Here is a 19292-nt window from a genome sequence, read left to right as displayed (position 1 = left end):
TCAGCCCAGTCCTGCCGCCTGATCGGCGCGCACCGTGTCCGCGATCTTCTCGAGCGCCGCCTCGCTCAGCAGGTTGAACGGCGCGCGGCACGGCCCCACGGGCTCGCCGGCGGCGTTGGTGGCCGCCTTGACGATCGTGTTCGGGTTGCCGAGCGCGAACAGGTTGCGCAGCGGGCGGATCGACGCCTGCGCCGCGCGGGCCCTCTCGAGGTCGCCCGCCGCCCACTTCCGGGTGATCTCGACCATGGTCCGCGGGTAGACGTTCGCGACGGCGGTGATGCCGCCCGCGCCGCCGGCCTGCAGCGTCGGCAGGACCAGCGAGTCGGTCCCCGCGAGCACCGCGAAGTGCTCGGGGTCGGTCAGCTCGATCAGCTGCAGGATCGCGTCGAAGTTCCCCGACGAGTCCTTGACACCCGCGATGTTGTCGATCTCCGCGAGTCGGGCGACCGTCGCCGGCGTGATGGTGTTCCCGGTCCGCGCGGGGATGTTGTAGATGAGCACCGGGATGTCGACGGCTCCGGCGACCGCCGCGAAGTGGCGGTACAGCTCGTCCTGCGACGCCGCAGCGAAGTAGGGCGTGATCACCGACAGCACGTCGGCACCCGACGCCTGCATGCGCTGGGCGATGCGCACCGTCTCCTTCGTCCCGACGGCACCGGCGCCGCCGTAGACGGGGACGCGGCCACCGGTGGCGTCGACGACCGCCTCGAGCACGGCGAGCCGTTCGTCCTCGGTCTGCTGGAAGAACTCGCCGTTGGTACCGAGGCAGAAGACGCCGTCGGCGCCCGCCCGGACGGCGCGGTCGGTGTGCAGCCGCATCTGGTCGAGGTCGAGCGACTCGTCGTCGTGGAACGGGGTGACGAGCGCGTGGATGCTGCCGCTGATCGTGGTGGTCACTGCAGGTACTCCTTGTCGGCTGGGTGGGGGGCCAGGCGGTCGGGTGGTGGGTCAGGGACGGGGTTGCTGCATCACGTGGACCGCGAAGCCGCCGTACTCCCCCGCCAGGTAGATGTTCTGCAGACGGCCGTCCTCGAAGTGTGCAGCCGTGTCCTGGTCGAAGCCGAAGCCCTTCGCGGTGAGTTCCTCGACCGCTGCCTCCAGGTCGTCGGTCGACATCCCGATGTGGCCGTGCGTACCCAGGTACTGGGATCGCACGCACTCGAATAACGTGCCGGCGAACTCGGACTTCTTCCCCTGGCGGGGGTCGAGGTTGAACATGAGGCAGAAGAGGTCGCACAGTTCCTGCGCGGCTGCGGCGTCGGGGTTGTTGATGCCCACGTGGGCGAGCTCGAAGGTGGTCGTCACGACAGGTTCTCCGTCACGTCAGGTCCGTCACATCGGGAAGAGCAGGAGGGCGCCGGCCGTCAGCGCCAGCAGGCGGATGAAGTACATCGGGATGGTGAACTTCCAGAACTGGAGGAGCGAGTACTTCCCGACCCCCATCACCATCGCGGGGAGCCCGTCGATGGGGAGGAAGTGTCCGTTCCACCCGGAGATGACGATGGCGACGGCCGCAGCCGCGGGGTTGAGCCCCAGGCTGACGCAGGTCGCGATCGCCAGCGGTGCGAAGACGTACACCGTGCCGATCGTCGACCCCGTGAGGGTCGCGAGGACACTCGTCAGGACACAGAACGCGAACACCAGCAGGAAGGGGCTGACGTTGCCGCCGAGCAGTCCGGCGACGGACTCGCCGACGAGCTTCGTGAGCCCGGTCGCGCCGAGCGCCTCAGCGATGCCGATGACACCGGCGGACATGATGATGATCGGCTGGCTGATGGCGTCGCGGATCTCCGTGAAGTCCAGGACCTTCATCACCAGGAGGAGCGCCACGGAGAGACCCGTGATCGCGTACCCCGCGTCGCCGATGTAGCTGTAGGAGATCATGCCGGCGATCGCCAGGACGAAGCAGGCGTACGTCGCCAGTTGCTTCCGACGGTCCAGCGTCGGCGCGGTGACCGTCGCGGTCGCGCTCGACGAGGCGATCGCGGTCGCGTTCGCCTCGGCGGCGTGGGGGCCGGGCGTGGCCGGGTCCGCTGCGGACGAAGCGGCACGTGTGCCCGGCGTGGACGCGTCGCCGGTCGGGGTGCTGCCGGCACCGACCGTGGCCGGTTCCTTCGCCGCGCTCGTGCTCTCCGGGGCGGACTCGCCGTCGACGATGGGGTGGTCCGGCAGCAGACGGTAGGCGATGAGACACCAGACGAGGAACCCGAGACTGAGCACGAGGTTGACGATCGAGAACCGGACGAGGTCGATGTTCTCCCGGACCCCTGCTGCCTCGAGCACCGCGACGACGATGCCGTACTGCAGCGCCACGTTGAACGGCAGCATCGGGTGGTTCGCGGCGAACCCGGCGGGCATGAGGACCTTCGACGGCGGCAGCTTCTTGTTGTACGCGAGCGTCGACAGCAGGCCGATGACCAGCACGTAGTAAGCGGTCGACCCCGTGCCGAAGATGCTGCACCCCACCATGACGAACACGACGATGAGGACGTAGGCACGGAACCCGCCCTTCGTCCCGAGTCTCGTGATCATCCGCTTGAAGCCCGAGACGAGGTCGGTCTTCTGCAAGGCGGCGATCACCGCCATGAACGAGGCGAGCATGATGATGGTCGCGTTGGCGAAGCCGCTGAAGGCCACGTTGATCGGCACGACGCCGAACACCACCATCAGCAGGCAGGCGATCAACGGCGGGACGCCGAACGGCAGGCGGTCGATCATGATCAGCACGATCATGAAGACGGTGATCGCGAGTGCGAAGACCATGGGAAGGGTCATGCTCGCTGCTCCTTCGCAGGGAGGTCCGGGCCGGCGGAGACGGACGGCGTCGACACGATCGCAGCGAGGACGTCGGCAGGCAGGTACACGTGCTTGATCGACTTTCGGTGCCACGTGTAGGCGACGTGCAGCCCCCCGGCCGGATCGGGGAGCACCGAGGGGTAGGACAGCTCCCGGTTGCGTGACTCACGGCTGTTGTTCGAGAGGCAGTACCCGTCGCCGTTCTCGATGTCGTAGGCGGTCGGCCAGGATCGCCCGTCGGGGCTCGAGACCACGAGCGTCATCGGCGCGCGCGGGGCGCCCCAGAACGCACTCGGGCCGTCGGCGTCGAACGCGGGCTCAGCGACCCGCGGGCCGCTGTCAGCTGCGAGGCCCGCGTCGTCGATCTCGTCGTACAGGGAGACACGGCGGCTCGTCGCGTCGTCCTTGCTCGAGTGGTTCATCACCATCGCGATGCGGCCGTCGTCGAGGGAGCGCGCCTGGATCGACGAGTTGTTGTTCGGCAGGTCGAGCGGCCGGCACGGCTCCCAGGTCATCCCGCCGTCCGACGACGTCGACTCGTAGACGTGGTCAGCCCAGCGGGATCGGAAGCACGCCCAGAGCACGCCGTCATCGCGCGGCACGATGTTCATGTGCACGCACCCGGTCGACTCGGGCACGGCGACCTCGGACCAGGTCTCGCCGCCGTCGTCGGAGTACCAGACCGAGGCGGTGTCGTCGTTGCCCACCCACTTCTCACCGGGGACCGTCCGGCAGTTGAACACCGGGAGCAGGATCCGACCGCTCTCGAGCACGACGGGTGCCTGGCGCACGAACACGCCGACCGGCGCATCGCGTCCGAGCAGCGGTGCCGGCTCTCCCCAGGTCTCGCCGCCGTCGCGGGAGACCCGTCGTCGTACCTCGGAGGTGTCCTGGTTCCCGGCGAGCTGAGCGGTGTACAGCAACCAGACGGTGCCGTCCGGCGCGGTGAAGAGGATCGGGTTCTGCTCGGAACGCGCACTGTCGAAGCTCAGCTGGACGGGCTCGAGCCAGCGCTCCGTCCCGGCGGGGAGGCGCGACAGGTGGATCGAGATGTCGGAGACGCCCTCCTGCGTGCCGCCGAACCACACGCAGGCGAGGTCTCCCCCGGGCAGGAACGCGAGGTTGGCCGCGTGGCACTGGACCGTGGGAGTCGGGAGGAGCGCTTCTGCGCCCCCGTCGGACCGGGCTCGCAACAGCCCGTCGAAGTCACTCATGCGGGGATCCTCCAGTCGACGTTGACGGTGGGCACCGGTGGATCGGTGCTGCGCGCTCATCCTGACAGACCTGCTCGAAGTGCGCAATGACAATGCGCGACATGCGCACACTCGTGCCGTTGTACGAAGGCGCATGCGCCGTTGTCGCTCGAAGTACGCGATCGTCGCCACGCGCACGGGTCAGCACCGCCCCGTCGCGGCTGCGAGCCGCGAGGAGGTGGACCCGGCGCACCACAGGTCGTCGTCGGGGCTCTCGGAGAGGCGACTGGGCACGTCGCGACACCCGTCGCGAAGGGAGGCTGACCGGCGTCGACCGGACCGACGCCGCGCGAGGTGTTCGGCTTATTCGCGGATGCCAGCAGGCGCGCGGATCGCTGCCCCCACTGATTGTGAGCGTTCCAGGGGCATTGGGTTTGCGTTCCATGGCACCACGCGGTGATCCATGGCGCACACCCGCCTGGAACCGCGACCGCACCGCTCCGGCCCCGATAACCGCCATCGCGCCGGCCGTCCGGTCGGTCAGCACGAGCGTCGATCGGGCCCTTAATGGTCGAGACAGCTGTCAGCCCGAGCATCTCGCGTGTAATGCGGAGAACGCCGCACCGAGCTGCGTTCGCAGGTCGGTCCGAGCCTCAGCTGTCTCCCAGCTCGGCTGCACGGCAGCTCCGCGCCCCGCACGAACGAGAGAATTGGTATTTCAGTGATCGCGCCTGACTCGCGTTCACCGAACAAGAGGTCGACATGGCCGCGCTCGGCTTCGAACCCGACACGATCGACTTCTCCGGCACCGAACTCATCCGCCCAGCCGATCCCACCATCTTCCTCACCGCAGCCGCCGCCGGCTACACGGACCGCACCGACGACATCATCACCGCGAACACGCTCCTCCGCGCCGACTACCGCAACGCCGACGACGCAGCATCACTGCAAGAGATTCGAGACCGGCTGCTGTTCCGCGCCGATACCGGCTACGACCTCCGCCACAACCTGCCCAGCTGACGAAGGCCGGCTGATCAGCTTGGCGTCACACCGCCGCGCCATTGTTGCTTGGAGGGACGCGGTGGGCGGACATCCCCGCGCCGCGCACGCTCGACTTCGGGCGGCGCGGCCGATCTCTGGCGTGAGACGCGGCATGGGCGGTCTCTGCGCCTCCCGCCCGGAACGCGGCCGGTTCGTCGAGCGCGCCGCCGCCGAGCTCAGAACATCCCGTCCCAGAGCACTCGCCATAACGGCGCGGAGGGTCCGGAGACCACTGCTTGGCCAGCGGGGTCAAGATCGCGGATGGCCGCGTCCTGACCGCTGAGCTCAAGCGGCGCGGAGAACGCACGGAACTCGACCATCGAGGTTCGCACCGGTGCCACGGCGGCGAACGGCACGACCTCCGAGCCGAACCGTGTTGAACTCATGAGGGCCGCCTCAACGTCGCCGTCGTGCAGGAACAGACCGTTGCTCCGCAGGACCACGCGGGCCGGACGGGCAATGGAGTCAGCGTCAGCGCCGACGGGGAGTACGAGTCGGACGTCGTGGCCGTCTCGAACGTACCCGCCCACGGTGACCGACGGAACCGAGACGAGGGTTCCCGCCGCGACTGCCAGCCCGAGGAGCACGACGGCAGCCGTCCCAGCGCCGACGACGGGCATGCCGGCGTCCACGGCGGTCCGAAGCACCCGCCCGACCTCACGGGCGACCGCAACGACGAAGGCGAGGACAGCCACCAGCGCAATCACCCCACCGACGACGCCGAACGCGCGGAGGTCGCCCAACCACAACCACATCGCCGATGCGACCAGGTAGCCCGGGAACAGGATGCAGCCGACGCCGTACCAGCGCATCCAGCGCTGCTCCGGGAAGGCGTACGTCACCCTGCGGGAGAGGAAGGACCGCGCGAGCAATCGACGTCCCTCGGCGATGGCATCCCGTCGTAGGAAGTTGTGATTGGTGAGGGCCATGAGCGCGATGTACCCGTCGAATTTCACGAACGGGATAGCGTTCACCAGCGCTGCGAGGAAGGACACGACTCCAAAAGCAGCTAGCACCTCGGTCCACGCCTCGCCGAACGGGAGCAGCGCGGCCGTCTCTGCCAGGCCTGCGAGGGTGACCTGCACGAGGACACCGCTCGCGGCCACGAGCGCCCGCTGTCGTCGATCACCGACTCGCCAGGCATCCGACACGTCGCAGAAGAACGCGGGCATCAGGTAGAAAAGCATGACGCCGACGCGTCGTGGGCGGCCGCCCAGCCGAGCGAGTGCTCCGGCGTGCCCGGCCTCATGCAGCGCCGTCGCAGCGGTGAGCATCACCACGAGCACCGCGTACTCGGAGAGTCCGAGCGGATGCGTGACGCTACTGAGTACGACGTCCCTGTTGATGACCGCTGCGAGCAGTCCAGCAGCGACCACCGTGGCGACCACGGTGGACACCGTCCGACCACTGACCCGCTGCAACGACCGCTGCAGGAGCGAGAAGAGCCGCTCGGGGTTCGCGAGCGTGACCTGCACCGTCAGGGGCGGGACGTACCGGACCCGCCGCTTCCGCGATGCCGCGGATCCAGCGTCGTGCTCGAGGAATCCGAGCTTCGCGAGCTGGCCCCGTGCAGCGCCGAGGTCTGCGTCGGTCCACTCCTGACCGGTGTCGCTGCGCAGTCGGTCCCGCAGCTCGTCGTTGGTTCTCGCGGTCTCCAGCGCGAGCGCGTAGAGCGCGATTGCCTCGCCCAACGTGTAGGCCTTGCCGTCGGGGTTGACCCCGACCCACCCCTCGGCCGTCTGCGTGATTGACGACGCCGGCGAGAGGGTCGGTCGGGTTTGGAGTACCTCGGTCAACGAAGGTCCTTCGCGCGGGTGAGCAGGAACGCACCGAGCCCGAGCACCGCCAGCCAGCCGGCGATGACGGCGCTCGCTCCGGGCACGGGCAGTAGGTGGTCCTGCTTGTCGAGGTAGACCGACGCCATCGCGTTGGTCATGAAGAACTTTCCGACATCGGGGAGGAACGCCTGGAGCGCCGGCTCGACCAACATGCACAACGCGAACACGATGACGATCGCCACGATCGCATTGCGGGTTAGCAGGCCAATGAAGGTGCCCCAAAGCCCAGCGACCGTGTTCACAGCGGCGCAGCCGAGGACGATCAGCCAGGCTTCCTTCGACATGTGGAGGCCCGAGTCGTTCATCGACAGCAGGATCGACGCGAAGCCGATCGACGCGGCCGCTCCGAGCAGCGCGCCGACGAAGCCGACCAGGATCCCGTTAGTCGCCTTGCCGATGAAGTAGGAGGTCCTGCTGCCGACTGCGGTGATGACGCGACTCGCGACGCCGGAGCTGACCTCCCGAGCCGAGTCGAATGCGGTCGCCATCCCGATGAACAGGGAGAGCGCGAACCACGTTCGGACCATCGTGACGGTCGTCTCGACGTCGCCGTTCGGAGTACGCAACTGCGCGGTCAGTCCGGAGAAGGTGCCACCCGCCGACACCGCGGTGAGGACCACGCCGAACACCAGGAAGTAGGGCACTGCCCGACCGAGCCAGGCACGACGGACCTCGGAACGCAGCGCGAGCGTGGCCACGGCGCTCATCGTCCGGCCCCAGCCGCGACGGGGGTGGGCACGAGGTCGAAGAACCGCTCCTCGAGCGAGGCGCCGTTGCCCGTGAGGTCGGCGAGGGAGCCGGAGTACCGAACCGTCCGGTCGAGGATGACCACGTCGTCGACGGTGTGCTCCACCTCGGCGAGCATGTGGCTCGAGATCAACACGCTGTTCCCCAGTCCTGCGTAGTGACGGATCAGTTCACGGAGCCACCGGATGCCCTGCGGGTCCAGCCCGTTCGTCGGCTCGTCGAGGATGAGCAGGCGCGGCTGCGCGAGGAGGGCGATGGCGAGTGCGTGGCGTTGCTTCTGGCCCGTCGACAGCTTCTGCACCCGTGTGCGTCGGTGCTCGGTCATTCCGACCAGGTCGAGGAGTTCCTCGACGCGGGCTCTCGACGCGCCGACGAGGTTCGCCCACGTCGAAAGGTCGTCGGCGACGCGGGCGTGCTGCAGTGACTGGACCCCGTCCACGCTGTACCCGACGACCCGGGCGGGGTTCGACAGCGACGAGAACGGCTGTCCCTGTACGAGCGCGTGTCCGGACGTGGGACGGACCAATCCGAGCAGGCCACGCAGCGCGGTGGACTTACCTGCTCCGTTCTTGCCGAGCAATCCGACAACACGTCCCTCGGGCACGGCGAAAGTCAGGTCCTCGACGACCTGTTTGCTGCCGTAGGTCTTGCTGAAGCCGTTGAACTCGGCCAGGTTCATGATTCGTACCTCTCGATGATCGAGCAGGAGTGCTGGTCGCGTGTTGACGCCGTGGATCGAGGGGCGGTCCCGTTTTCGAGACCACCCCTCGACGGTCGTCACGTGAGGATCAGGACCCCACCGGCGACCATGCCGCCGCCGACGATGACGCCGGTCGCGAAGCCCGCGGCCGTGTCCCAGAAGCCAGGCGCCTCGAGGTCCTCGAGCTCGCTCACGGCGAAGTCGAGGGTGCCCACCGAAGTGATTGTCTCGGTCATGTCACACTCCTTTCGTTATCAGGTTCTTGCGGGTGCGAAGACGCGCCCCCGCCTCGCTCCTCGGTGCGCGCACGTCTGTCCGCGCACCGAGTAGCGACGGATCAGGTCAGCGCCACGATCGCGGCGGCTGCGCCGGCAGCGGCGATGGCCGAACCAACGCCGACTGCGAAGCCACCCCAGAAGTCCGGTGCTTCCATGTCCTCCAGCTCGGTCGCGCCGAGGTCGAGCATGGTGTTCGTCTTGAGTTCCTGCATGTTTGTCCCTCCCTTCAAACAGTCATCGGTCACAGGGTCTGTGCGACCGTTTTCCCTAGAGCGAGTGCTGCGGCGACGACCTCTCGGACGTCGTCTCGACTCGCCTCCCCCGTAAAGGGAAGTCCGGCACCCCAGCGTTCAGTGATCCGCGCCGCGAGCGCGTCGTCGCTGAACCGGGTGAATTTCTCGCCGGACGGCTGAGCCAGCCGTTCGCCGGTGATGGTGCTCAGCGCCTCGGCCGGCGTCGCTGCCGATGGGAGCGACGCCGCCCAGAGTTCGCAGAGCCGCTCGTGCGACCCGAGCCTGCCGTCGCGCTCCGGCATGACGGACCAGTAGGCGGGCATGACGAGCGAGGCGGCGACCGCCTTCGTGCATGACCAGGCCAGCGATGCCTCCGTCGTGATGATCCACGGCAGGGTCGTCATCGGAGGTCGGTCCCGGCTCAGCCAGCCGGAGTGGCTGAATGCACTGATCGAGGCGAGGGTGCGGAGGTCGGACGTCGCACGCTCACCACACCCGAGTCGCGGCGCCAGCTCGACGACCTGTCTGAGCGCGGCCTGCGTGAGCGTGTCCGCCAGCGGCGCCGTTTCGCCCGATGCGTAGACGGTGGTCAAGCGGAGGGCCACTTCGACTAGCCCTTCCGTCACCTGCTCGTTGTCGAGGCTGGCGAGCAGATCCGGCCGTGCCAGGACGACGTCCGCACCCAGGGCTGTGCCGGACACCAGGCGCTTCCGCCCTCGCGTGGTTAGGCATGCCGACAACGACTGCTCCGAACCGGTACCGAACGTCGTCGGGACCAGGGCGAGCCGCGCCGTCCGCGCACTGTCCGGCAGGACGACACGGCTCGACCGGCCCGGGGCGGTGGCTCTGCGGAGGTCGTCGGACCGCAGCGCGACCAGCTTCGCGACGTCGAGCGTGACACCGCCGCCCACTCCGATCACGACGTCCCACGGCCCGGCTCCGGCGATGCTCGCGACGAGCTCATCGCTGTCGTCCTCCGCAGCGTGGACCTCGGCGTCGAAGCGTTCAACGAGCTCGCCGACGAGGCCACTGATGGTCGGGAGCGCAGCACGGTGGCGGTCTGCGACGATGCAGACGCGGCTCACCGCGGTCGCGCCGGCGACCTGGCGCACGAACTCGCCGAACGAGTCGATGCTCAGCGGACCGGGCTGAACGACCCAGCCCAGGCCGTCAGCCGTGGAGCGCATCGTCGTACTCATCGAGTCCGGAGCGGACAGCAGCGAACAACGTCTGAACGTCGTCGTCGGTGTAGGTCAGTGCGGGCACGAGCTGGAACCCGTCGGGCCCAGGGTGGACGATGGCGCCTGCTCGCCGGATCGAGTGCCGGACGCCGGCCAGAACCGTTGGCTCGCGCTGCGGTTCGCCCTCCCGATCGGCCAGCGCGACGGCTCGGAAGTTCCCGAGACCCCGAGTCTCGAGCACCGACGGGTACTCGGCGCGGATCGCGTCGAGTTCCGCGTCCAGAGTGCGGCCCAGGTGACGGGCTTGGTCGACCACGCTCGACCGCTCGAATTCGTCGATCGTCGCACTGATCGCCGCTCCGACGACCGGGGTCCCTGCTTGCGTCTCGGCGTGCACGAAGACACTCTCGTTCCCGCGGAACCGCTCCGTGACCCGCTCAGCGACGAGGATCGCCGCGGCAGCCTGCGTGCCGTTCGTCAGCCCCTTGGACGCGATGAGGAGGTCGGGCGAGCCCGGCCAGGACTCCGAGGCGAACATCTGCCCGGTCCGTCCGAAACCGGTGGCGACCTCGTCAGCGACGAGGAGGAAGCCGTGGTGATCACGGAGCGCGCACAGGCGTTCGACGTACTCATCGTTGAGTGGGAAGGCGCCGGACCCCAGGACCGGCTCGACGATGACGGCGGCGACCCGGTCCCCGGTCGCGGAGAGCAACCGTTCCAGCTCGTGGAGGTCGTTTGGAGTCACGTGACGGATCTGCCGTGAATCGACTCCGTAGAGCGGCTGACCGAGGTCGTCACCGCTGAGCGCGTGCGCACCGTAGGTGAGACCGTGGTAGCTCCCCGTCAGTCCGACGATGGTCTTCCGGGCCGGCTGACCGTCCAGGATTGCGAAGTGCCGGGCTAGCTTCATGACAGCGTCGTTCGCGGAACCCCCGGACGTCGTGAACAGGACCCGTGCGTAGCGCCCGGGTCCGGCTGCATCGCGAAGCTGAGCGGCTGCGGCCTCGATGTCCTCGCTCCAGTAGCGGAACAGCGACACGTAGGACGCACGCAGCATGGCCTCGTGCACCGCTTCCGCGATGTGCTCGTTGCCGTAGCCGAGGTTCACGTTCCACAATCCGCTCGTCCCGCAGAGCGACTCGGTCCCATCACCGAACGTCAAGCGCGTCCCTGAGGCCGCGACGATCTGCGTGCCGGGGTCGTTGTGCGTGGCAAGGGGAACGAGTGCGGGCCAGACGCTGTTCGCACGCGGCTCGGTCATGCCCACACCGCTTCGAGGATGACGATCGGGTGTGCTCCGTCCGGCGTCGCGACCGGGCGCACGGCACGGACGCGCAGACCGACATCGGCGAGTTCCGCCTCGAGCACGGCGGGGGCGATGGCGCGCACATGTGTCAAGAAGACCGTCACCGGGTCGCTGCGTAGGTCGTCGACGTCGATGACCCCGACGTGACGGACCGACTCGAGCAGGTCGATTTCCTCGAACAATCGGTACCGCTGGCCAGAGAGTCCCGGGAAGTCCTGGTACCTGCCGGTGGTGTCGCCGAGCACAGTCGTGTCCGTCGTGGACATGAGCAGGACGCCGTCTGGGGCGAGCCAGGCGGACGCGCCACGGAAAAAGCGCCTGCGTTGGTCCTCGTCGAGGAGCGAGATGGAGATGCACCCGAGCACCGTGGTGGAGTACCGGGTTCCGTCGTCGTACGTGGTCATGTCGGCGACGACCGTGCGGATCGACGAGCGGAGTGCCGCATGGCGCCCGGCGAGTTTGTCGTCGAGGAGCGCGATCATCGACGGCGACGAGTCGACGCCGACGATCCGCCTTCCGGCAGCGGCGAGGGGCAGCGAGAGACGGCCCGAGCCCGCTGCGAATTCGAGTACCTCGGAACCGGCCCCTCGTGTCGCCCGTATGAGCTCGCGGATCTCATGCGTGTCGTGGACCGCAGCCGCCTCGTACACGTTCGAGCCCTGATCGCCGTAGAGGTCAGCAATTACGACGTCACCGGCGTGGTCGCCGAGGGCTTCGGTCAGCGCGGCGGGAAGGACTGGCGAGCTGACGCCGCTCACGCGCTGACCCGCTCGGCCTCGCCGGCGGAGAGCCGCGACCCGATGAACTTCCGCACCTGCTCCAGGGCGGAGGCTCGTTCGTCCTCCGGAAGCCGGCGAAGAGTGGTCGACTCATCCGCGTGCTCGAGCGCCTGGTCGCCGAACCGGAGTTGCAGCTCGACGAGGGAGGCCAAGTCGCGGGTGAGTGAGTACGTCTTGTGCTGGTCGGAGATGTGGAGCAGGTGGTGTTCGGCGTCGAACAGGAGCACCGCGCCGCTCGTCGTCTGGGTACGCACGGATTCGGGGGACGAATCGCTGTCGAGGAACGATCCGTAGCCGGAGGCCGACAGGCTGCCGAGGCCACGCGCGGCGGCGTACCGCAACGCTTCCAGCGTCTGCAGGAAATGCAGCGCCGCCTCGTCTACAGGACCGTCCTGCACGCCCGTGTCAGCAGCGAACTGGCCGTCCGTTATCCGGCCGTACCCCGGCCCCCACGGCGACGATGACACGGTCCCGTCCTCGCCGACGAACACGAAATCGGGTTCGGCAGGGACCGGTCCGCCCACCCAGGCCTGACGATCGCCGACGACGACCTGCGGATCGGTGAGGACGGCCGGGAACACGCCGGTCGAACGGGCCGCGGCCAGGTGCGCCGCGAAGGCGTCACGGTCGTGGCTCGTCTGCGGCACCAGCACCGTCGGGCCAGGGAAGCTCAGGAACTCGGCGACCGCGTAGTTCTGGAACTGGATGATGAGGTCATCGTCGAGCCGTACCTCGCCGTCCTCGGCGAGCTCTCCGTCAAAACCGACGAGCGGGGCGCCGTCGGTCGTGCGCCCTTCGACGTTCGGCACGAACACGGCGTCGAAGTCGCTACCGAACCACGACGTCGCGAATGCTTCTGCGCCTTCGATCGTCGCCGCGAACGCCACGCGCTGACGCCTCCGAGTGGCCTGTGCCCCCTGCATCCAGCTCATCACGAAGCCGTGGATGTCTCCCCCAAGAAAACTCACGCGGCGACCATAACAGGTTTTGCGGCGGTACGTTCTACCCCTCGAACGGGGCCCGGATCTTCCCGCATGTCATCGGCGAGCCGAATCCCTCGGTCCAGACGGAACCGGTCGCGTGAAGTACACCCATGGGAACGTCCCGCCGGGAACCTCCGTCCAGCCCTCGATCGGCAGGCGAGTGGATTTCCGGCCCCCCTGGAGCACCCGCACGTGCTCCCACGGGCGGGTGTCCTGCACGAGCTCGTGGGACTGCAGCCCGACACGGATCGCGTGCCAGCCATCGGCGCCCAGCTTCGCGAGCTTGCCCATCTCGTCGAACGCGGTCACCGGGTAGAGCGTCCGAACCACTGGCGCGGCGTCGACCGCGGACGGAGCAGCGTCGACCCCCGCCGACCCGTACATCTGTTGCGCGGCCTGCCGAGACGAACCGAGGATCTGCCCGATCGCTGCCCAGGAGGCCCCGTTCCGCCTTGCCCCGTCGACGGCCGCCTGGGTGACCTCACGGAGCGACGAGCGCATCGTCAGGCACAGCTCAACCGCTCTCAGTGACTGCTCGCGGAGGGCCTCCGGACCGAGACCGGGATCGTCGTCGTCCAGCTCGGGGAGGGCGCGGGCGATCAGCTCCCGCAGCTGTGCGGTGATGGCGTCAGAGTCGGTCATGCGGCTCAGCGCTGGCCCCGTGCTGCATTCACGGCGAACACCGCGAAGACGAGACCGAAGACGATGGCCCCGATTGCGACAGCGAGCAGCATGCCGTCACGCCCGACGCTCCAGGCGTAACCGGTTCCGATCGCGAGGAGTCCGAAAGCAAGGGCGATGAGTCCGAGAATCATGGTGTTCCGCATGGGTGACATGCTGCCGCGCCTTCAGGGTGACGTCAACCCGTGGTTGACGCTTGCTCCGTCGCACCCTCGATCACAATGCGAGCGACCACCGCCTGCGAGACACAGCGCGAGCTCACCTCTACCCCGAATCCGACACGGTCGGCTTCTCCAGCACCGAACTCGTCCGCCCAGCCGATCCCAGGATCTTCCTCACCGCAGCCGCCGGCTACACAGACCACCCCGACCACATCATCACCGCAAACACACTCCTCCGCGCCGACTACCGCAACGACCACGACGCGACATTGCTACAAGAACTACGGAACCAACTGCGATTCCTCCTATTCCGCGTTCGATCTGCTGGTCGATGACCGTGAGAGTCTCCGACTCGGTCAATGCGTGAACTCAATGACGGCGTCGAGCCTTACAGCATCAGGACCGTCACTCGTGGCCGGCCGCCGATCGCGCGACCCGCTCACAGCCGATGCGACGCCGTTGAGCGGTTGCCCGAGCGGGGTTACGCCCAGTTCAGGGCGGTGATGACGCGCCGGGCGACGCTGTCCAACGGTTCGGCGGACACAGCGCCAACATCTCCCGCATCATCGACTGGCTCAAGGCCCGCCTCGCTCTCCGGGGTATGAACCGCATGAACCGCTCGAGCGCGGCGCTCTTCGAGCAGGGCCTCGACAGCCTCACGGTCGAAGAGCACGATCGTCGCAACCCGTTCAACCGACTTGCGGAGATAGAGCAACTCAGACTCATCGCACAGCGCACTGCTCGCTCCGAACTGAACATCGATCCTCCTAACGGCCGCCCCAGCCGCGGTACCCCTGCCCGTTTTTCGGGCAGGGGGTACCGTCGTTGGCGCAGAGCACCTTTGGCCTATGGGTGCAATCGCCTTCGACGTCTCGCAGTTCGTCCGCGGTGCGCCCAATCCGGCTTTCCGGGCCGCCAAGCCCCCCCCCCCCAGCAGCGAAAAGTCTCAACCCGAACGCCGAAAACTCGGATCACCCCCGCGCTCCGCCTCCAGGATTCGAACCCGGACCTAACGGCACCAAAGGCCGTCGTGCTGCCGTTACACCAAGGCGGAACACACCGGACGGGGTGGAGCCCGTCCGGTGCCCGTCCATCCTCCCACGGCCCGGGCGCTGGCCGCGCGCGACCGGTTCGGCCAAGATGGAGGGATGCCGCAGCAGGACGAGGTCGACCGGATCGTCGCGGCGTGGGGTCGGGAGCGGGGCGACCTGGACTTCGGGCCGCTCGAGGTCCTGTCCCGCGTCGACCGGCTCGCCCGGCACCTCGACCGCGCACGACGGGCCGCGTTCGACGCGAGCGACGTCGAGCCGTGGGAGTTCGACGTGCTGTCGGCGCTGCGGCGTGCGGGCGAACCGTACGAGCTCAGCCCGAAGGCGCTGCTGCAGCAGACCCTGGTGTCGAGCGGCACGATGACGAACCGGGTCGACCGGCTCGCGGCGCGAGGGCTCGTGAACCGGCGGACGGACCCGCGGGACGGTCGGGGCATCCTCGTGTCCCTCACGGCGAGCGGTCGCGCAGCCGTGGACGCTGCGATCGCGGACCTGCTCCAGGCCGAACGCGCGATCCTGTCCGGGGTGTCCGAGGACGAGCAGGCGCAGCTGTCCGGGCTGCTCCGACGACTCATCCTCGGGCTCGGCGACTGACGGCAGCCGGCAGCCGGCAGCCGGCGGCCGGCGGCCGGCGGCCGGTCCGGCGTAGCGTGCGCGGCATGCACGCCATCACCCTCGCCGTGGCCGACGTCGGACGCTCGGCAGCCTTCTACCGCGCACTGCTCGGCATCGACGGCAGCGGGATCATCGGCACCGAGTACCCCGCGTCCGAGACCGCGGCGGGCGGCACCACCGCGATGTTCACCCTCGACGACGGGCTGATCGTCAGCGTCTACGGGCGCGAGGACATGCGGAAGGACTCCGGCGTCGCACTCGCCGAGGCACCGAGCACCACCATCGGGCACTTCGAGCCGTCGCAGGAGGCCGCACAGGCGTTCCTCGACCGTGCGGAAGCCGCCGGAGCGACGATGCTCGCGGCGCCGTACACGCGCCCGTGGGGCATGTGGTCCGGCTTCTTCCAGGACCCGGACGGCCACCTCTGGGAGGTCGTGGCGAACCCCGGTGGCGGTGACCCGGCCGGAGCGGACCCCGAGCAGGACAGCGTCGACCCGGAGTCGATCGAGTAACGTCTCCCGACCCTGACCTGCCCTACGGTTGCGACATGGACAGAGGACGGGCCGTCGTCGGAGCGAGCATCGTCGGGGCACTCGTGCTCGCGGCGGGCCTCGCGATCGAGCTCGCACCCGCCCGGGGACTGTCGACGGACATCCTGGGTGGCTGCGTGAGCGGCACCTTCCCCGACGACGACAGCGACGCAGCCGCCTGGTTCCTGACGGAGTTCGCCAACGACACCGCCCACGACGTGCACGTCCGCACGGTCCGGGTCGACACCGTGCAGGGCGTGCGGCTCGAACACCTCGCGCTCGCGCCGCACCCGACCGCCGACGCTGCCGGGCTCACCGTCACCGAGGACGCCGCGCGCCCGTCGGAGTACGGCCGGACGGTGCCGGTCGACAGTGGGCTCGTCGTCCCGCCGCACGGGCACCTCGACGTCGTCGGTCGGTTCGTGCTCGACCCGGACCAGCGCGCCGGGTTCGTCCGCGCCGTCGTCGTCACCGAGCAGGACCGGCTCGGCCGACTGCGCACGGTCACGGATCCGTCCGCCTACGGCGTGGGCCGGGGCGAGGACCTCGAGCCGACCGAACTCGGCTGCGAGGGCCCCTGACCCGGGCCACCCGGTAACGCTACGTCGGTCGAGCTACGGGTCTCCGACCCGCGGCCCCCGTTACACCCCGAGCTGCTCGGCCACCTCGAGCCAGCGCTCCTCGAGCTGCTCGACCTCGGCGTCGAGGGCGCCGAGCTTCGTCTGCAGCGCCCCGAGCCCCGCGTAGTCCGACTGGTCGTGCGCGGCGAACGCGTCGAGCAGCTTCTGCCGGTCCTGCCCCGCCTTCGCGATCTTCCGGTCGAGGGCCGACATCTCCTTCTCCGCGACGCGACGGTCCGCACCCGACAGGCCGGGCGCGGCAGGGGTGGTGGACCCGGCCGCGGCACCGCCGGAGCCGCCTGCCGGAGCCGTGTCGGGCCTCCCGGCCGAGGCGGCGGCGGCCGCAGCAGCCGTCTGCGGGACGGAACCGGACGCGCGCAGCCGCATGTACTCGTCGACGCCACCGGGCAGGTGACGGAGGTGCCCGCCGAGGACCGCGTACTGCTGGTCGGTGACCCGCTCGAGCAGGTACCGGTCGTGCGACACGACGAGCAGAGTGCCCGGCCAGGTGTCGAGCAGGTCCTCCATCGCGGCGAGCATGTCGGTGTCGAGGTCGTTCGTGGGCTCGTCGAGGATCAGCACGTTCGGCTCGTCGAGCAGGATGAGCATGAGCTGCAGGCGGCGCTTCTGCCCGCCGGAGAGGTCCTTGACCGGCGTGGACAGCTGCTCCGAGGTGAAGCCGAGCCGCTCGAGCAGCTGCGACGGCGTCATCTCCTTGCCGTCTGCGACGTAACTCGTCTTCTTGCGGGCGACGACCTCGCGGACACGGTCGTCCGCGAACTGCTGCAGGTCGGCGAGCTGCTGGTCGAGCACCGCGACCTGCACGGTCTTGCCGGTCTTCACGCGGCCGGCGGTCGGCTGCAGCTTGCCGGACACCAGGTTGAGGAGCGTGGACTTGCCCGCACCGTTCGGTCCGAGGATGCCGGTCCGCTCCCCCGGTGCGATCCGCCACTCGACGTCACGCAGGATCACGTCGTCGCCGAACGAGACACCGATGTCGAGCAGGTCGACGACGTCCTTGCCCAGCCGGGCGGTCGCCATCTGCGACAGGCCGACGGTGTCACGGATCGGCGGCACGTCGTCGATCAGGGCGTTCGCCGCGTCGATGCGGAACTTCGGCTTGCTGGTCCGCGCGGGGGCACCGCGGCGGAGCCAGGCGAGCTCCTTGCGGGCCAGGTTCTGCCGCCGCTGCTCGCTCGCGGCTGCCTGCCGGTCACGCTCGACGCGCTGCAGGATGTACGCCGCGTAGCCGCCCTCGAACGGCTCGACGACACCGTCGTGGACCTCCCACGTGTCGGTCGACACCGCGTCGAGGAACCACCGGTCGTGCGTCACGACGACCATGCCGCCCTGGTTCGACGACCACCGGCGGTTGATGTGGTCGGCGAGCCACTGGATGCCCTCGACGTCGAGGTGGTTCGTCGGCTCGTCGAGGAACAGCACGTCCCAGTCACCCACGAGCAGCTTCGCGAGCGCGATCCGTCGCCGCTGCCCACCGGACAGGTCGTCGACCGTGGCCTCCCACGGGATGTCGGACACGAGGCCGCCGATGATGTCGCGGATCTTCGGGTCCCCGGCCCACTCGTGTTCCTCGAGCTCGCCGACGACGATGCTGCCGACGGTCGCCCCCGCGGGCAGGACGTCGCGCTGGTCGAGGTACCCGACGGTCAGGCCGCGCCGGTGGGTGACGCGGCCGGCGTCCGGCTCGAGGCGCTGCGCGAGCAGGGCGAGCAGGGTCGACTTGCCGTCACCGTTGCGGCCGACGACGCCGATGCGGTCGCCCTCGTCGAGGCCGAGGGTGACGCTGTCGAAGACGACACGGGTGGGGAACTCGAGATGCACGTTCTCGGCGCCGAGGAGATGAGCCACCCGTCAAGGGTAGGCGGCGCGGCGGGGTGCGGGCGCCGCGGGGTGCGGGTGCCGCGGGGTGCGGGCGCCGCGGGGTGCGGGCGCCGCGGGGTGCGGGTGCTGCGGGGTGCGGGCGCTGCGGGGCGGCGTTGGGTGCTCCCGCACAACCGGAAGCACGTCGCGCAACGAGATTCCGCGGCGCGACGTGCTTCCGGTTGTGCTGCGGCCAGTGGTAACGGCTGCGGCGAGCGGGGCAGCGGCTGCGGCGAGCGAGCGGGGCAGCGGCTGCCGGCCTGGAGGCGCGGCTCAGCTCCCCGGGGTCGGCTCGCCCTCGCCCGCGGCCTCCTTGGCACGCCGGAGGCGCGCCTGCGCCTCCCAGTACTCGATCTCGCGTTCGAGCTCGGCGAGCTCCTGCTCGGTGCCGTTCACGCGCTTGTCGCCGTGGGCGGCGCGGGCGTGACCGATGCTGGCGTACCGGTCCTCGTGACGGTTCGGCTCGAGGTAGCGGCCGTGGTTCCGGTCGTTCGCGCTCCAGTCGTGCCCGACGGCGAACCACACGATGCTGCCGACCACGGGCACGAAGATGCAGATCAGGACCCAGGCGAACTTCGGGAGTCCGCGGACCTGGTCCTCGCCCCGGGTGACGATGTCGATCAGGGCGAAGACGAGCAGCACGATCCCCGCGCCGTACAGCAGAACGCTCATGGCTCCGG

21 protein-coding genes and 1 tRNA gene are annotated in these 19292 nt (G+C 69.2%); 4 read left to right on the top strand and 18 right to left on the bottom strand.

What is annotated here, in order from left to right:
• The 4 genes from dapA to ACH0A8_RS00295 are packed head-to-tail and all read right to left on the bottom strand — an operon-like array spanning position 1 to position 4010.
• The gene (dapA, locus tag ACH0A8_RS00310) at positions 1–897 is read right to left on the bottom strand and encodes a 4-hydroxy-tetrahydrodipicolinate synthase (RefSeq protein ID WP_406906054.1); all 897 of its coding nucleotides are present in this window, start codon (positions 895–897) and stop codon (positions 1–3) included.
• Positions 898–948: 51 nt separating this feature from the next.
• On the bottom strand, positions 949–1305 hold the full coding sequence (locus ACH0A8_RS00305) for a hypothetical protein (RefSeq protein ID WP_406906052.1): 357 nt from the start codon (positions 1303–1305) through the stop codon (positions 949–951).
• 27 nt (positions 1306–1332) lie between these two features.
• Complete coding sequence (locus tag ACH0A8_RS00300) at positions 1333–2775, bottom strand: SLC13 family permease (RefSeq protein WP_400339734.1); 1443 nt, start codon at positions 2773–2775, stop codon at positions 1333–1335.
• On the bottom strand, positions 2772–4010 hold the full coding sequence (locus ACH0A8_RS00295; RefSeq protein WP_400428030.1) for an exo-alpha-sialidase: 1239 nt from the start codon (positions 4008–4010) through the stop codon (positions 2772–2774). The genes ACH0A8_RS00300 and ACH0A8_RS00295 overlap by 4 nt, the downstream gene beginning before the upstream one ends.
• 741 nt (positions 4011–4751) lie before the next feature.
• Between ACH0A8_RS00295 and ACH0A8_RS00290 the strand changes: the two genes are divergently transcribed.
• A complete protein-coding gene (locus tag ACH0A8_RS00290) occupies positions 4752–5009 on the top strand; it encodes a hypothetical protein (RefSeq protein WP_400428033.1) in 258 nt (85 codons plus the stop codon).
• 197 nt (positions 5010–5206) lie between these two features.
• Here the strand turns inward: ACH0A8_RS00290 and mpaP are convergent, their stop codons facing one another.
• The 12 genes from mpaP to ACH0A8_RS00230 form a co-directional block, all read right to left on the bottom strand.
• The gene (mpaP, locus tag ACH0A8_RS00285; protein ID WP_400428036.1) at positions 5207–6826 is read right to left on the bottom strand and encodes a daptide biosynthesis intramembrane metalloprotease; all 1620 of its coding nucleotides are present in this window, start codon (positions 6824–6826) and stop codon (positions 5207–5209) included.
• Positions 6823–7566 carry a hypothetical protein gene (locus tag ACH0A8_RS00280; RefSeq protein WP_406906049.1) on the bottom strand — a complete coding sequence of 248 codons (744 nt, stop codon included), beginning with the start codon at positions 7564–7566 and terminating at the stop codon, positions 6823–6825. Before ACH0A8_RS00280 ends, mpaP begins: the two co-directional genes overlap by 4 nt.
• 5 nt (positions 7567–7571) lie before the next feature.
• Positions 7572–8294: an ABC transporter ATP-binding protein gene (locus tag ACH0A8_RS00275; RefSeq protein ID WP_400428041.1), complete on the bottom strand. Its 723-nt coding sequence runs from the start codon at positions 8292–8294 to the stop codon at positions 7572–7574.
• A gap of 98 nt (positions 8295–8392) precedes the next feature.
• Positions 8393–8551, bottom strand: coding sequence for a daptide-type RiPP (locus tag ACH0A8_RS00270; RefSeq protein WP_400428044.1), 159 nt, complete (start codon positions 8549–8551; stop codon positions 8393–8395).
• 101 nt (positions 8552–8652) lie between these two features.
• On the bottom strand, positions 8653–8805 hold the full coding sequence (locus tag ACH0A8_RS00265; RefSeq protein WP_400428047.1) for a hypothetical protein: 153 nt from the start codon (positions 8803–8805) through the stop codon (positions 8653–8655).
• Between the two features lie 29 nt (positions 8806–8834).
• Complete coding sequence (mpaC, locus tag ACH0A8_RS00260) at positions 8835–9911, bottom strand: daptide-type RiPP biosynthesis dehydogenase (RefSeq protein ID WP_406906251.1); 1077 nt, start codon at positions 9909–9911, stop codon at positions 8835–8837.
• 85 nt (positions 9912–9996) lie between these two features.
• Positions 9997–11268 carry a daptide-type RiPP biosynthesis aminotransferase gene (gene mpaD, locus ACH0A8_RS00255; RefSeq protein ID WP_406906046.1) on the bottom strand — a complete coding sequence of 424 codons (1272 nt, stop codon included), beginning with the start codon at positions 11266–11268 and terminating at the stop codon, positions 9997–9999.
• Positions 11265–12071 carry a daptide-type RiPP biosynthesis methyltransferase gene (mpaM, locus tag ACH0A8_RS00250; protein ID WP_400428056.1) on the bottom strand — a complete coding sequence of 269 codons (807 nt, stop codon included), beginning with the start codon at positions 12069–12071 and terminating at the stop codon, positions 11265–11267. The genes mpaD and mpaM overlap by 4 nt, the downstream gene beginning before the upstream one ends.
• A complete protein-coding gene (locus ACH0A8_RS00245) occupies positions 12068–13060 on the bottom strand; it encodes a hypothetical protein (RefSeq protein WP_400428059.1) in 993 nt (330 codons plus the stop codon). Before ACH0A8_RS00245 ends, mpaM begins: the two co-directional genes overlap by 4 nt.
• Before the next feature lie 69 nt (positions 13061–13129).
• Positions 13130–13717: a hypothetical protein gene (locus ACH0A8_RS00240; protein ID WP_406906044.1), complete on the bottom strand. Its 588-nt coding sequence runs from the start codon at positions 13715–13717 to the stop codon at positions 13130–13132.
• 5 nt (positions 13718–13722) lie between these two features.
• On the bottom strand, positions 13723–13902 hold the full coding sequence (locus ACH0A8_RS00235; protein ID WP_400428065.1) for a hypothetical protein: 180 nt from the start codon (positions 13900–13902) through the stop codon (positions 13723–13725).
• Positions 13903–14899: 997 nt separating this feature from the next.
• Positions 14900–14971: transfer RNA gene (locus tag ACH0A8_RS00230), tRNA-Gln, on the bottom strand.
• Positions 14972–15065: 94 nt separating this feature from the next.
• Between ACH0A8_RS00230 and ACH0A8_RS00225 the strand changes: the two genes are divergently transcribed.
• The 3 genes from ACH0A8_RS00225 (at position 15066) to ACH0A8_RS00215 (ending at position 16692) form a co-directional block, all read left to right on the top strand.
• Positions 15066–15560, top strand: a complete 495-nt coding sequence (locus ACH0A8_RS00225; RefSeq protein ID WP_066652288.1) for a MarR family winged helix-turn-helix transcriptional regulator — start codon at positions 15066–15068, stop codon at positions 15558–15560.
• Positions 15561–15625: 65 nt separating this feature from the next.
• Complete coding sequence (locus ACH0A8_RS00220; RefSeq protein ID WP_406906042.1) at positions 15626–16093, top strand: VOC family protein; 468 nt, start codon at positions 15626–15628, stop codon at positions 16091–16093.
• Positions 16094–16128: 35 nt separating this feature from the next.
• A complete protein-coding gene (locus ACH0A8_RS00215) occupies positions 16129–16692 on the top strand; it encodes a hypothetical protein (RefSeq protein ID WP_406906040.1) in 564 nt (187 codons plus the stop codon).
• Between the two features lie 60 nt (positions 16693–16752).
• Here the strand turns inward: ACH0A8_RS00215 and ACH0A8_RS00210 are convergent, their stop codons facing one another.
• Positions 16753–18600, bottom strand: coding sequence for an ABC-F family ATP-binding cassette domain-containing protein (locus tag ACH0A8_RS00210; RefSeq protein WP_406906038.1), 1848 nt, complete (start codon positions 18598–18600; stop codon positions 16753–16755).
• Positions 18601–18885: 285 nt separating this feature from the next.
• On the bottom strand, positions 18886–19284 hold the full coding sequence (locus tag ACH0A8_RS00205; RefSeq protein ID WP_209683939.1) for a PLD nuclease N-terminal domain-containing protein: 399 nt from the start codon (positions 19282–19284) through the stop codon (positions 18886–18888).
• Positions 19285–19292 lie beyond the last annotated feature (8 nt).

The organism is Curtobacterium sp. 179-B 9B NHS (assembly GCF_045370965.1).
In the GTDB taxonomy this organism is placed as follows: Bacteria; Actinomycetota; Actinomycetes; order Actinomycetales; family Microbacteriaceae; genus Curtobacterium.
This window is presented reverse-complemented; position numbering and strand designations above follow the sequence as displayed.

Bases quoted from the DNA above. Each gene is read 5' to 3' on its own strand.
- ACH0A8_RS00215 (WP_406906040.1), top strand. From the start codon at position 16,129: ATGGACAGAGGACGGGCCGTCGTCGGAGCGAGCATCGTCGGGGCACTC.
- ACH0A8_RS00220 (WP_406906042.1), top strand. From the start codon at position 15,626: ATGCACGCCATCACCCTCGCCGTGGCCGACGTCGGACGCTCGGCAGCC.
- ACH0A8_RS00300 (WP_400339734.1), bottom strand. From the start codon at position 2,775: ATGACCCTTCCCATGGTCTTCGCACTCGCGATCACCGTCTTCATGATC.
- ACH0A8_RS00265 (WP_400428047.1), bottom strand. From the start codon at position 8,805: ATGCAGGAACTCAAGACGAACACCATGCTCGACCTCGGCGCGACCGAG.
- ACH0A8_RS00270 (WP_400428044.1), bottom strand. From the start codon at position 8,551: ATGACCGAGACAATCACTTCGGTGGGCACCCTCGACTTCGCCGTGAGC.
- ACH0A8_RS00290 (WP_400428033.1), top strand. From the start codon at position 4,752: ATGGCCGCGCTCGGCTTCGAACCCGACACGATCGACTTCTCCGGCACC.
- ACH0A8_RS00295 (WP_400428030.1), bottom strand. From the start codon at position 4,010: ATGAGTGACTTCGACGGGCTGTTGCGAGCCCGGTCCGACGGGGGCGCA.
- ACH0A8_RS00205 (WP_209683939.1), bottom strand. From the start codon at position 19,284: ATGAGCGTTCTGCTGTACGGCGCGGGGATCGTGCTGCTCGTCTTCGCC.
- ACH0A8_RS00275 (WP_400428041.1), bottom strand. From the start codon at position 8,294: ATGAACCTGGCCGAGTTCAACGGCTTCAGCAAGACCTACGGCAGCAAA.
- ACH0A8_RS00235 (WP_400428065.1), bottom strand. From the start codon at position 13,902: ATGCGGAACACCATGATTCTCGGACTCATCGCCCTTGCTTTCGGACTC.
- ACH0A8_RS00240 (WP_406906044.1), bottom strand. From the start codon at position 13,717: ATGACCGACTCTGACGCCATCACCGCACAGCTGCGGGAGCTGATCGCC.
- ACH0A8_RS00225 (WP_066652288.1), top strand. From the start codon at position 15,066: ATGCCGCAGCAGGACGAGGTCGACCGGATCGTCGCGGCGTGGGGTCGG.
- mpaD (WP_406906046.1), bottom strand. From the start codon at position 11,268: ATGACCGAGCCGCGTGCGAACAGCGTCTGGCCCGCACTCGTTCCCCTT.